Raw genomic sequence first — 12,747 nt, forward strand, 5'->3', positions numbered from 1 at the left:
GCTTTCTGAGGTTTAATTAGATATGCAACAGAATAACAGTGAAAACGCGTCTGCAGACAACGTGTCTTTGTCCAACAAAAGCAAACGCAAAAAAAGTCTCGCCATTTTTGGTGGCGTATTACTCGTCGCGGCCGCTTGTTCAGGCTTTTACTACTTTAATTATGTAGTGGGAGAGCAGAGCACTGAAGATGCCTATGTAAACGGTAACTTAGTACAGATCACCCCGGAAATCACCGGTACAGTGACACGTATCGATGTGGAAGATGGTGACTACGTAAAACAAGGTCAGCCACTGGTTTACCTCGATGATGCGGATGCCAAAATTGCTTTTGAAAGTGCTGAAGCAAACCTTGCGCAAACAGTACGCCAAGTACGTGCGCTGTTTAACGACCTTGAACAAGCCAAAGCGGTTGTTAAGACCAAAACCATCGCGTTAGAACAAGCGCAAAGCGACTACGATCGTCGTAAAAATATGGTGAAAGCGGGCGGTTTATCTCGTGAAGAATTAAGCCATGCTCGCGATGTGATGAACTCTGCTGATCAAGATTTGGCGGCGGCAAAACAACAATTGCAAGCTCGTGAAGCAGCGGTGCACAACACCACGGTGGAATCACACCCTATGGTGAAAGCAGCGATTGCTCAAGTGAAGAAAACCTATTTGGAACAACAGCGTACCGTACTTGTTGCGCCAGTATCGGGTTACGTAGCAAAACGTAATGTTCAAGTAGGTCAACGTATTTCTCAAAACTCTGATTTGATGGCGGTGGTGCCACTGAATGATGTGTGGGTGGATGCGAACTTTAAAGAAACGCAATTGCAAGATATGCGCATTGGTCAAAAAGTGGATCTGATTTCTGACCTGTATGGCGACGATGTGGTGTTCCACGGTGAAGTCGAAAGCTTAGGTATCGGTACGGGTAGCGCGTTCTCGGTATTACCAGCACAAAACGCAACCGGTAACTGGATCAAAGTGGTTCAACGTCTGCCAGTGCGTATCAAATTGGATGATGAAGAACTGACTGCACATCCATTGCGTATTGGTCTGTCAATGATTGCTGAAGTAAATACCTCTGATACCTCTGGTCCATTGCTATCACAAAATACGCCAGACAAAGCGCTGTACAGCACCAATGTTTACAGCCAATCGCTTGCTGGTGTGGACCCACTTATCGACCGCATCATTGCTGAAAATGATGCCAGCGATAAAAACTACTTGGCCAAAGAGTAATAAGGATCTGCGATGAGTGAGCAGCAACAATTTCGACCAGCGAACATGGCGTTGTGTGTCTTCGCCATTTCACTGGGCGTGTTTATGCAGGTACTCGACTCGACTATCGCGAACGTGTCGTTGCCGACCATAGCCGGTAATATGGGGGTGAGTTTAAGCCAAGGTACTTGGGTTATTACCTCATTTACTGTGAGTAATGCGATTGGCTTGCCAATCACTGCATGGTTAAGTCGCCGTGTGGGGGAAGTGCATCTGTATGTGGGTGCTTTGGTGCTCTTTAGTTTGATGTCTTTCCTTTGCGGTATCTCCCAGTCCATGGGCGAGTTGGTGGTATTTCGTACCCTGCAAGGTTTGGTGGCAGCGCCGCTGTTTCCGATGAGCCAAGTGCTGTTGATGTCGATTTTCCCCAAAGATAAACGACATATGGCGCTTGCCCTGATTGGTATGGTGGCAGTGGTCGGGCCGATTCTAGGTCCTATCCTCGGTGGTTGGTTAACTTACGACTATAGCTGGCCGTGGATCTTCTTTATCAACTTACCGATTGGTGTTTTCACCGTCATGGTAGTGTTGAAGCAGCTCAAAGACCGCCCACACAAACCAGAGAAAGTAAAACTGGATGTGATTGGTTTGGCGACCATGGCGCTGGGTGTTGGCGTATTACAAGTGGTGCTAGATAAAGGTAACGACTTGGATTGGTTCTCCAATTCATGGATCATCGGTGGCTCTATTTTTGCCGTCATCATGTTGATCTTCATGGTGATTTGGGAGCTGACTGACGATAACCCAATCATCAACCTGAAACTGTTTAAGAACCGAAACTTCTGTATTGGTACTATTCTGCTGACCTTAGGTTATGCAGGCTTCTTTAGTATCAACTTGATTTTGCCACAGTGGTTACAAAGTCAAATGGGTTACACCGCACTTTGGGCGGGGTTGGCTTGTGCGCCGATGGGGGTGATTCCACTCTTCTTGACCCCAGTGCTGGGACGCTTTGGTCATAAGATGGACATGCGGATGCTAGCGGCAGGTTCGTTTGTGGTGATTGCGATCAGCTGTTACGCCCGTGCTCGGTTTAATACGGAAGTCGACTTTGGCTCGATTGCGATCATTCAGCTCTTTATGGGGATTGGGATTTCGCTGTTCTTTATGCCAATGACCACGATTTTGCTGTCGGATTTGAATGGCCCTGATATCGCGGATGCGGCGTCGTTATCGACCTTTATTCGTACCATAGGTGCGAGTTTCGCTTCGTCACTAACTACTTGGTATTGGTCCCATAACGCCAGCTTGCACCACTCGGTGATGTCAGAACACATCTCGGTATACAATCCATTGGTGTCGGGCGATCTTCAGCAGGGTGGTTTGTCGTACCTTGAACGAATGAATGGCACCATTACCACGCAGTCTTACATGATGTCGACCATCGACCTCTTTACGCTGCTAATGGGGCTGTTTATTGTGCTGGTTCCATTTATCTTCTTTACCAAGAAGGCAGCTGCCGGTCACTAAATCTGCTTAAACAAGCAAAGCCCAACTTTATGGAGTCAGTTCACTTCAAAGGTTGGGCTTTTTTATTGTTTTTTGGCTCTTTATGCTGACCAAAGCTGGTGCGCATGCACCAATAGTTAGCACACCTGCAAATGTTCAAGATAGGTATTTTGTCGCACCTGCTGCTGGTAAACCAATGGTGTAACGTGAACCAGCTTTTTAAACTCTCTAAGAAAATGCGCTTGGTCGCTAAAGCCTAAACCAGAGGCCAAATCGGAAAAGGTGAGGGTATCAAGATGATTGATGCTATAGACCGCAGATTGACAGCGAATGGCGCGAATAAATGTCTTAGGCGTTAGGCCAATATCTTGTTGGAATTGGCGCTCTAACGTTCTCCGGGTATACCCAGAATAACGCTCGAGATCTTGCACTTGAATATTGCCTTTCTCTTGGCAGATTTTAGCGACAATCTGCGAAGTGAGTCGTGAGGGAGAGTGCAACTGCTTTAGAGCCAGAAAGCCATTAATTAACTCGACCCGCTCTAAGAAACTCTGGGCGCGAATCACTTGTTCGCAAATGAATTGGCTGTCGCTGACCACATCCACAAAGCGTGACTGATGCTCAATCAATTCAGGGGCGGAAACATTAAGAAAATCTGGCACCATGCCGGGAATAAAGCGCACGCCAAAGTAGTGATGATGTGGTGTAAAGGTGACTTCACGAGCTTGCAGCGTTGTGCCACAAACGAGGCCGATAGGGGAGTCTCCATCACAGTCGAACAATAGGTCAATACAGCCATCGGGAATGGCGATGGTTTTGCCCAACTCGTTACCAATTTTGAAACTGTAAAAATGCGAAACGTACGGATTATTTAGCGGTTTATGAGCAAAAAATTGCTCGGCACTTAAGACAAACCAAGGCTGTTTTGAGTGAATCCCCGCCACATGTTCGCGCGTGACAAATTCCGCCATAATGCATTTCCTTTGCTCTTACTTAAGCCAAATTTCGGCTCTTGTTTGTTCCATTTAACATCTCACTAAGCAAACAACACGCCAGATCGCGACCTGTTCAAAACAAATTCGTCATGTCGCAAAAATTCAATACAGCTTGATATTCCCTTGTCACACTCAGGACTCGAAAGATGTCTGTGCTGCAATATCACCCCCTGTTATCAAGTGAACACAGCACACTGAGGATGAGGCATCTTGGTATTGATTAATGACGAACAAGGTGGATGTATGTCAGCAAATACTCATATCGATTTTATTTATCTTTCTGAACCAGACATGATCAAAGCGGGTGTGACCAACATGCCGCAATGCATTGATGCAATGGAAGAGATGTTTGAATTGCTTTATAAAGGCGACTATCGCATGGCGGGCGCAAATAACGACTCCCACGGGGCGATGATTACGTTCCCAGAAGAATCCCCTTTTCCTTTGATGCCAAAACCAACCGCTGACCGTCGTCTGATGGCGATGCCTGCTTACCTTGGCGGCGAGTTTCAAACTTGCGGCGTGAAATGGTACGGCTCTAACATCGCTAACCGTGAAAAAGGTCTGCCAAGATCGATTCTGATGTTCATTTTAAATGACGTCGTGACTGGTGCGCCGCTCGCGTACATGTCTGCAAACTTACTTTCTGCTTACCGAACTGGCGCTGTCCCAGGTGTGGGTGCGCGTCACTTAGCACGTAAAGATAGCAAGGTCATTGGTCTACTTGGCCCAGGTGTGATGGGCAAAACCGCCGTTGCAGCGTTTATCTCTGAATGTCCGCTCGTTGATACGATTAAGATCAAAGGGCGTGGGCAAAAAAGCTTAGACAGTTTCATGACGTGGTTGGCGGCAACCTACCCACAAGTCACCACAGTGCAAGTCGTTGATACCATCGAAGAGTTGGTGCGTGGTAGTGACATTGTCACGTATTGCAATTCAGGCGAAACGGGTGACCCAAGCACTTATCCCGAAGTGAAACGCGAATGGGTTAAGCCGGGAGCCTTTCTCGCGATGCCAGCTTACTGCCGTTTAGACGCGGGAATGGAACAAAACGATATCCGTAAAGTTCTCGACAATACAGGGCTTTACCAAGCGTGGTATGAAGAAGCGCCAAAACCTGCCCATCATCATATTCCCATCATAGGCGTGCGTTTTATGGACATGATTGCTGAAGGCACCATTACCCTCGATGACCTAGAAGACATTGGCAAAATCGTCGCAGGTGACGCACCAGGACGCATTAGTGATGAGGAGATCATCATCATGTCAGTCGGTGGCATGCCAGTTGAGGACGTTGCGTGGGGCACCAAAATCTATCGTAACGCCTTAGAAAAAGGCATCGGTGTATCGCTTAACCTTTGGGAGACACCCGCCCTTAACTGATCGCGTGTGTTGTATCACACCATATCTTGAGTCGTTTTCAATTTATCTATTCAATAGACCGTTACCTGTATTGGGCCAACGTGTTGCAATGTTTTGCTGACCTATAGGATGTAGTGGCAAAACATAGGCCTTAAGCAGGGCGGTTTGTTACAAAAGGATGCGTAACATGAATAAAGCTGTCTCGTCAGCCAAGCTGACTATGTTTGAAGTAAGCCCCAGCAAAACGCCAAGCAAAATGGGGATATTCACCATGATGGGGATCTGTATTGGTCTGGTGATTGTGCAAGGCGCCATGATTTCCGCCATTCAAGGCATTGGTCTCGGTGGTTTGGGGTTTATTGCTGCATTGATCTGCGCCTTTGTTTTGGCGCAGTTTAATGCGATGAGTTTTGCTGAACTCTCTTTGATGTTTCCTCAAGAGGGGACTTTAGCAACCTACACCAAAAAGGCGATTGGTCATTTCCCTGCGATTGTTTCTGTGTTCGCAGGTTACGTTGTGGTGGCGGTGTTGGCTCTGCCTGTGGAAATGATTCTGGTCGATGCCATGCTGGATAAATTGATGCCTGGGGTCTTTCCCGCCAAAGTGGTGCCTTTGGTGATATTGGGTGTTCTGTGTGTGACCAATCTTATTGGCGCGAATGTGTTTGCTAAAGTGCAAAACTCATTGGCTTTTATCTTAGTCGCCGCATTGGTGTTGGTTGGCATCTGCGCTGTAACTGGGGCGAGCGAGCCTCATCCTCATCTTACCGGGGAGACGGTGACTTGGAGTTTTGATGGGATCGCCGATGGTAGCTTTATTGGTCTTATCGCGTTAGCCATGTGGTTAATGGTGGGAGTGGAATTTATCTGTCCGATGGTCAATGAAGTTAGATCCCCAATGAAGAACATTCCTCGGGCGATGCATTGGTCATTGTTGCTGATCTTTCTGATCTTTTTGGCCTTCTCTTATGGTGCGAGCCAATATCTCAACGTTCACGAACTGGTCGATGGTCCGATTCCTTATCTTGATTATGTTCATGCCGTGTTCGGTAAAGCGGGACTTGCGATAGCCACCCTGATGGGCTTAGCCGCAACGTGTAGTACGGTGAATACCATCTTAGCGTCTATTCCGAAAATGATGCATGGTATGGCAGAAGAGAAGCAGGCATTTCCGATCTTTAAAGCCGTCAACCGATTTAACGCACCTTGGGTAGGTATTGTTACCATCGCTGTATGCACTTCGATTCCGTTCCTTTTGGTGGATATGGACTCACTGATTGTCTTGGTTATCGCGGCGACAACCAGTTGGCTATTGGCTTACATCATCGCGCACATTGATGTAATGGTATTGCGCAGTCGCTTACCTGAACAACATCGCCCTTATCGCACGCCATTTTATCCGATACCACAAATCGTTGGCATTATCGCTATGGCGTATGTCGCTCTGAACAATTCGCCATCTCCTGAAATGACTCATCTGGTGTTTGCGATTACTGGCGGTATCTTAGCGTTAATTAGCGCGATCACTGTCGTGTGGGTGAAATTTTACATGAAGCGTGGGCTGTTCACGCCTGATATGGATTAAGTGCTGTTGTGACGAAGCATTGATAGACAACAAGCAATGGATAACAAGCCCGCTTCATGCGGGTTTGTTGTCTAAAGCGAAGATGAGTTTGGCTTGCGATTGCTGTTATACAAGGTGTCAGGTAACATAAAGATCCTCACACCTAGCAGGTAAGCAGATGAATAAACGGATATTTATACTCAGGCACGGGCAAACGGTATTTAACTCACAGCGAAAACTGCAAGGCCATTGCGATTCGCCATTAACACCCCATGGCATTACTCAAGTTGAAGACGTTAGCGCTACCCTAAAAACGTATCTTTCCCCAGATCAATTCTATGTTTATGCCAGTCCACTCGGACGAACCATTCAAACCGCGCAAATCGTTTGTGATGCATTAGAAATTCCCTATTCAGCCATTATCAAAGAACCGCGAATCAAAGAGTATTTCTTGGGGGATTGGGAACAGCAATCCATTCACAGCTTAACTGAGCGTTATCCTGAATTCTTACAACAACGTGATTGGTTGGTAAAAACGCCCAACGGTGAAACCTTAGCGGATGTTCAGCAGCGCCTGACCTCTTGGCTCAATGAGTTACCGGCCGATAAAGATATTGTGGTGGTGAGTCATGGTTTAACCGGATTAACGCTGCGTGCGATGCTGGCCAATTTAAGTTATGACGAGATGTGGCGCCAAGAGATACCGCAAGATGCTTTCTTTATGGTGCAAAACGGCGCGCTCACTCGAGTTGATTGCTTTAGCGATGATGTGATCAATTAAGTTCACCCTTCACGATGATGTTCAATGAATACAAAATTGAAAAGTGCAAAGGGATCATCAGCAAAACCAAACAGGCAGGATGAAATCGCTGCGAAAACTCAGGTGGGCACAGTTGGCATGTCTACCTAAGCGTGTTGATGCTGGGGTATGGATTACATAGAAAGGAGAAGCTATGGCGACAGTTATTTCAGTCAGTAAAAGTGATGAACATACTTTTTCAAAGCAGGTACTGCACAGTATTACTCTGATTGCTGGCGATGGGGTGGAGGGCGATGCCCATTGTGGGAAAACAGTTCAGCATCGTTCCCGAGTTAAGGCTGATCCAACCCAACCCAATTTGCGTCAAGTTCACCTCATTCATAGTGAATTGTTTGAGGAGTTAAAAGAGCAAGGGTTTGATGTGGCAGCAGCTGATCTTGGTGAAAACATCACAACGCGCGGGATTGATCTGCTTTCACTTCCCAAAGGAACCCAATTGGTGTTTCCTAGTCAAGCAGTGGTCACGATAACAGGGCTGCGTAATCCCTGCCCACAAATTGAGGCATTCCAAACAGGCTTGCTGCGCGCGGTGTTAGGGCGAGATAGCGATGGAGAGATTGTACGTAAAGCGGGCGTAATGGGGATAGTGACCCAAGGCGGTAAGATAAATCAAGGTGATGTGATTGAGATTATCTACCCTCATAAGCCTCACGAAAAGCTGGAAAGGGTCTGATACATTTTGCCTATTTTCCGCTTAGTCTGGTGTTATGGCTTGGAGTGCCACTGTTGTATGGATGATAATGTGAAGATTGAACGAATAACGGAGCTCCCGGATTCACTAATGACATTAGTGGTTGAAAGTGAGCAGCAAGGTTATCGCTTTTTAAGACGCTTAGTGAATCACTTCCAAAACGGAGAAAATCGCTTTTGTTGTGCGGGGGAGGCGCTGTTTGCCACCACATATCAAGGAGCGTTGGTCGGTATTGGTGGTGTTAACATTCAACCTGATAGCAAAGGCATGGTGGGAAGAGTTCGTCATCTGTATGTTGCCAATCGCTATCGTCATCTTGGTATTGGCGGCCAAATGATGGCCGAGATCGAGCAGCACAGTCAGCATCACTTTGCAAAGCTAGTGCTCTTTACTGATACATCCAGCGCAGAAAAATTCTATTTATCATTAGGATATGAGCATGTTAGCCTACCTAAAATCAGCCATCAAAAGTGGCTAATCCCTAATTAAGTGCTGCGTGGCATGGAGAATTTATCGATGGAAATGGACATTTATTATGTGGATGCGTTCACTGACCAACAGTTTAAGGGCAACTCTGCCGCCGTCGTGCCCGTGAGTGATTGGCCGGCGGTGGAATTAATGCAAAACATTGCCATTGAAAACAACCTTTCCGAAACCGCATTTATCAAACCGTTAGAAGATAACCGCTATGCAATTCGATGGTTTTCTCCCATCACTGAGATTGATTTCTGTGGCCATGCCACGCTCGCATCCTCCTATGTGTTATTTCATCATCTAGGGGTGACAGAGACTATCGAGTTTGTGACCAGCAAAGTCGGAACTTTGGTGGTGCGTTTGAATGTCGCTCAGCAAATAGAGATGAGCTTTCCCGTACAAAATCCAGAACCGGTGGCAGATGTACCGCAAGCATTATTTGACGGGCTATCTTGTCGACCGATCAGTGTGTTGAAAAATCGTCAAGCCTATGTCGTGGTATTAGCAAACGAGCGAGACGTTCGCGAGGTTCAATACGATTCCGCGCTGCTAAAAACGTTAGCACCGTATGATGTGGTGGTGACGGCGGCGGGCGATGATTATGATTTTGTATCGCGCTACTTTTGGCCTGCCAACGGGGGCGATGAAGACCCGGTAACCGGCTCTATTCATGCGGGACTCACGACTTATTGGGCAAAGCAATTGAATAAGAGCGTATTTCGAGCGTATCAAGCATCGCGTCGCGGTGGCGTACTCCATTGCAAGTTATGTGACGACCGCGTAGTGGTATCTGGAAATGGGGTGTTGTATATGAAAGGGAGACTCTTTGTTGCTGGATAAGGGGAGCCATCTTTTCAACTTTTCTAGGTAAAAATAACGAATAAATGGACTTAAGTTAGGCCGTTTTTTGGATAATTATATCAATGGATGATGAATCATTGAGTGTCATTTTTCTAATGAAATCATGCAGTAGTTCATTTATTATAAAACGGTATGACGTTTTGAAAGCAAGGATGCATAGGTCTCATGGCTGAGCTGAAAATGTGTCTGAATTGGAACGTGTTAGCTTTTTTTATTGAGACATTATTCTATGCACCTAGCGCAGCAATGGACTTTAGAGACAAGGCGTTTTTCTTGTCATGACTTCTTTAGATTTTCCATCGTTTTTCGCTCCTTTTTATTCTGTTTATTGCCATTGTTTTCGACCTTGGTTTCGGCGCATACAGCTAAACGGCTCAGTGATTATTACACCTCCGTTTGGACCACCAGCAATGGGCTACCGCACAATAGTATTAACGATATCGCCCAAACTACCGACGGGTATATGTGGTTTGCTACATGGGAAGGGGTAGTTCGTTTTAACGGTAAAGATTTTGATCTGTTTAATCGCTCACCCAAAACACATATGGCAGATTCAGCAAGTCGCTCTCTATTTGCTAGCAATAATAATCGCTTATGGGTAGGTGGAGCGCGAGGCAGTGTGGCTGAGCGTTTAGGGTTTGAATGGATTGGGCAACCCTCTAGTGCAAGCTTAGTGACGGGGATGTTGGTGGATAGGCACCATAGCCTTTGGCTTAGCATCATTGGTAAAGGGGTTTATGTTCGCCACTTTATCGCGCATGGACAATATCAACCGGAACAGATGGTGATTGAAGACACCAATGCCTACGGTATTGTCGAGGCGGATAACGGCGATATTTACAGTGCTACTGATGCGGGCGTTTATCTCTATCGCGATGGAAAGGTTGGATTACTGCCTAACCAACCGTTTAAACACGCGAACAGTGTTTCCAGTAAAAATAACCAACTGTTTGTTGCCAGTGATAATGGTGCTTGGATTTGGAATGGTGTTCATTGGATAAACATTGATCCTCAACTCGCGCAGTATGATTTAACTTTGGTAAAACAAGACAACGATGGTGCGTTTTGGATTGGTACCGTCAATCATGGCCTATTGCGTAAGCAAGTAGGGCGTTCATTAGAATCTTTCCCTGCTTCCAGTTTTTTATCTCACCACCGCATTCTTTCGTGGTTTCAAGACCAGGACGATAATATTTGGGTTGGAACGGCTAATGGTTTAGCCAATATTCGCCATGCACCCTTTATCAATATCGATAGCTCAAATGGTCTAATTGGGAATTATCTGCGAACTGCATTGGCCTTAGATGATCACCAGTTACTTGTCGGCTCGGCAACAGGGTTAAGTCTGGTAAGTAGAGGTAAAGCGAGTGATGCCGTTAAACCAAGTTTCCAAGATAAATTGTCCGTACTAGCATTAGCCAAAGATAACCAGGGTGGTGTCTGGGTGGGCACCCATGCTCACGGTGTGATGCACTGGAAAGATAACCAGCTCAGCCCGTATATGAGCTTAGCTCAAGGGCTCCCTTCAGAAGAAGTTCGATCGATATTGCCTGATTCACTGGGCAATTTATGGATTGGAACCATGCGTGGTTTGGCTAAACGCAGCCCCGATGGCACAGTGACTATTTACACCAAAGCGCAGGGGTTACCGGGCAATTTCATTATGGCATTGGCCGAAGATGAAACCGGCAAAATTTGGGTCGGTACCGGTGTGGGTGGGGCATATATCGATAAAGGTGTCGTTCATTCACTGGATTTAACACCGTTAGATGAAGCCCAATATGTATTTGATTTTTATGTTGAACATGGTTTTGTGTGGATGGCAACGGATCGCGGCATTATTCGTTATCGTCAACAAGACGGCACGCTTGCCAATATTGGCCGTGCTAATGGTTTACCGATTGATAAGTTTTTCCAGTTTAAAAGACAAGGCGATAAAGTTTGGCTAACCAGCAATATGGGCGTGTGGCTACTAAGTTATCAACAAGTGGTTGCGATTGCAGATGGCAAAGCAAAGCACCTTGATTATCAACATTTTGATGTCACTGACGGTATGGGCAGCACTCAAGCCAACGGGGGATCAAATCCTGCTTCAGCAGTGAGCGGGGAGGGTTTTTATGTTGCGACAGCCAATGGGCTCAGTTTTATTTCTCTGCATGCTCTAGAACAATCGATGTCGGTTAAAACCTTGCCTGTCGTGATTGAAAATGTGGCAGCCGATGGGCAGATTTTTAACCCTGATGTGCAACATACCATCGCGGCTGGCACCAACAGGATGAGTTTTTCCTACATTGGTTTATCGTTTGTGAGCGCCAGCTCCCTTGAATATCAAACCAAACTGGTCGGTTTTGAAAAGCAGTGGACACATCGTGGCCGTGATACCTATACCGAATACACCAATTTGCCGCCGGGGCATTATGAGTTTATGGTGCGCGCTCGCTATCCTTATCAAGAGTGGAATAACGAAACAGCCGTTTACGCTTTCGATATTGAGCCGCTTCTTTGGCAGCGTACCAGTGTGAAAATTGGCTTGGGTCTGCTACTCATCCTTGCTGTTTATAGCCTGATGCGTTGGCGTGTGAATCAGCTAAAACGCAGCGAAGAGAACCTCATCCATTTGGTTGAAGAAAAAACAGCGGAATTGCGTGAGCAAGCGGAACGGTTTAAAAAGCTATCTAACGAGGATGCCTTAACCGGACTTTATAACCGCCGCGCCTTTAACATCCAGATTGAAAAACGCTTTAAGCATGCCAAAAGTGTCCATCAATCCATTTTCCTTGCCATCATTGATATCGACCATTTTAAAGCAATTAACGATACCTATAACCATTTGCGTGGTGACCAAGTGTTAGCGCGGGTGGCAAGTTTATTATCTGAATACGCACAATCACCTGAGTTGGTCGCTCGCTGGGGCGGCGAAGAGTTTACCGTCTTATTTAAAGGAAATGAGCAAGAAGCAGCCGTGTTTTTCGAACAGCTTCGCGGTAAAGTCGCCAGAGCAGATTTTTCTGATGTCTGCGTTGGCTTAGGCGTCACGGTCAGTATTGGGGTTGCTAGTAGTGATGATGTAAACCACTATTCTTCGCTGGTCATTTTGGCCGATGAGGCGTTACTAAAAGCCAAATGTGATAGACGTAATCAAGTGATATTTCATCAGACACACCTCCAAGCGGTGGTGTCTGAAGGAGAGACAGTAGGCTAACCCGCGGTTAGCCTCGCCTCTCTTATTGCGTTTTAGACTCGTTTCCCTTATCACTCTGCTCT

Annotated in this window: 10 protein-coding genes; 9 read left to right on the top strand and 1 reads right to left on the bottom strand. The window is 46.4% G+C overall.

Annotation, left to right across the window (positions count from 1 at the left end):
• Positions 1 to 22 precede the first annotated feature (22 nt).
• Positions 23 to 1,228, top strand: a complete 1,206-nt coding sequence (locus OCV11_RS19465; RefSeq protein WP_261897675.1) for an efflux RND transporter periplasmic adaptor subunit — start codon at positions 23 to 25, stop codon at positions 1,226 to 1,228.
• Positions 1,229 to 1,240: 12 nt separating this feature from the next.
• Positions 1,241 to 2,737, top strand: coding sequence for a DHA2 family efflux MFS transporter permease subunit (locus OCV11_RS19470; RefSeq protein WP_261897676.1), 1,497 nt, complete (start codon positions 1,241 to 1,243; stop codon positions 2,735 to 2,737).
• A 116-nt stretch (positions 2,738 to 2,853) separates the two neighbouring features.
• Here OCV11_RS19470 and OCV11_RS19475 read toward each other — a convergent pair whose 3' ends face one another.
• Positions 2,854 to 3,687, bottom strand: a complete 834-nt coding sequence (locus OCV11_RS19475) for an AraC family transcriptional regulator (RefSeq protein WP_261897677.1) — start codon at positions 3,685 to 3,687, stop codon at positions 2,854 to 2,856.
• 267 nt (positions 3,688 to 3,954) lie between these two features.
• On the opposite strand from OCV11_RS19475, the gene OCV11_RS19480 reads away from it, so the two are divergent.
• From OCV11_RS19480 to OCV11_RS19510, 7 genes are all read left to right on the top strand, one after another.
• Positions 3,955 to 5,094, top strand: coding sequence for a tyramine oxidase subunit B (locus tag OCV11_RS19480; RefSeq protein ID WP_261897678.1), 1,140 nt, complete (start codon positions 3,955 to 3,957; stop codon positions 5,092 to 5,094).
• Between the two features lie 166 nt (positions 5,095 to 5,260).
• Positions 5,261 to 6,658, top strand: coding sequence for an APC family permease (locus OCV11_RS19485; protein WP_261897679.1), 1,398 nt, complete (start codon positions 5,261 to 5,263; stop codon positions 6,656 to 6,658).
• A 157-nt stretch (positions 6,659 to 6,815) separates the two neighbouring features.
• Positions 6,816 to 7,418, top strand: a complete 603-nt coding sequence (locus OCV11_RS19490; protein WP_261897680.1) for a histidine phosphatase family protein — start codon at positions 6,816 to 6,818, stop codon at positions 7,416 to 7,418.
• 172 nt (positions 7,419 to 7,590) lie between these two features.
• Positions 7,591 to 8,130 carry an MOSC domain-containing protein gene (locus OCV11_RS19495; protein WP_261897681.1) on the top strand — a complete coding sequence of 180 codons (540 nt, stop codon included), beginning with the start codon at positions 7,591 to 7,593 and terminating at the stop codon, positions 8,128 to 8,130.
• 108 nt (positions 8,131 to 8,238) lie between these two features.
• Positions 8,239 to 8,637, top strand: coding sequence for a GNAT family N-acetyltransferase (locus OCV11_RS19500; protein ID WP_261897682.1), 399 nt, complete (start codon positions 8,239 to 8,241; stop codon positions 8,635 to 8,637).
• Between the two features lie 27 nt (positions 8,638 to 8,664).
• Complete coding sequence (locus OCV11_RS19505) at positions 8,665 to 9,462, top strand: PhzF family phenazine biosynthesis protein (RefSeq protein ID WP_261897683.1); 798 nt, start codon at positions 8,665 to 8,667, stop codon at positions 9,460 to 9,462.
• Positions 9,463 to 9,712: 250 nt separating this feature from the next.
• On the top strand, positions 9,713 to 12,685 hold the full coding sequence (locus tag OCV11_RS19510; protein WP_261897684.1) for a ligand-binding sensor domain-containing protein: 2,973 nt from the start codon (positions 9,713 to 9,715) through the stop codon (positions 12,683 to 12,685).
• Positions 12,686 to 12,747: the final 62 nt, after the last annotated feature.

It is taken from the genome of Vibrio porteresiae DSM 19223, assembly GCF_024347055.1.
In the GTDB taxonomy this organism is placed as follows: Bacteria; Pseudomonadota; Gammaproteobacteria; order Enterobacterales; family Vibrionaceae; genus Vibrio; species Vibrio porteresiae.

What these genes read in the sequence shown, in the direction of transcription:
- OCV11_RS19465 (WP_261897675.1), top strand. Translation starts at nt 23, where the DNA reads ATGCAACAGAATAACAGTGAAAACGCGTCTGCAGACAACGTGTCTTTG.
- OCV11_RS19470 (WP_261897676.1), top strand. Translation starts at nt 1,241, where the DNA reads ATGAGTGAGCAGCAACAATTTCGACCAGCGAACATGGCGTTGTGTGTC.
- OCV11_RS19475 (WP_261897677.1), bottom strand. Translation starts at nt 3,687, where the DNA reads ATGGCGGAATTTGTCACGCGCGAACATGTGGCGGGGATTCACTCAAAA.
- OCV11_RS19480 (WP_261897678.1), top strand. Translation starts at nt 3,955, where the DNA reads ATGTCAGCAAATACTCATATCGATTTTATTTATCTTTCTGAACCAGAC.
- OCV11_RS19485 (WP_261897679.1), top strand. Translation starts at nt 5,261, where the DNA reads ATGAATAAAGCTGTCTCGTCAGCCAAGCTGACTATGTTTGAAGTAAGC.
- OCV11_RS19490 (WP_261897680.1), top strand. Translation starts at nt 6,816, where the DNA reads ATGAATAAACGGATATTTATACTCAGGCACGGGCAAACGGTATTTAAC.
- OCV11_RS19495 (WP_261897681.1), top strand. Translation starts at nt 7,591, where the DNA reads ATGGCGACAGTTATTTCAGTCAGTAAAAGTGATGAACATACTTTTTCA.
- OCV11_RS19500 (WP_261897682.1), top strand. Translation starts at nt 8,239, where the DNA reads ATGACATTAGTGGTTGAAAGTGAGCAGCAAGGTTATCGCTTTTTAAGA.
- OCV11_RS19505 (WP_261897683.1), top strand. Translation starts at nt 8,665, where the DNA reads ATGGAAATGGACATTTATTATGTGGATGCGTTCACTGACCAACAGTTT.
- OCV11_RS19510 (WP_261897684.1), top strand. Translation starts at nt 9,713, where the DNA reads ATGCACCTAGCGCAGCAATGGACTTTAGAGACAAGGCGTTTTTCTTGT.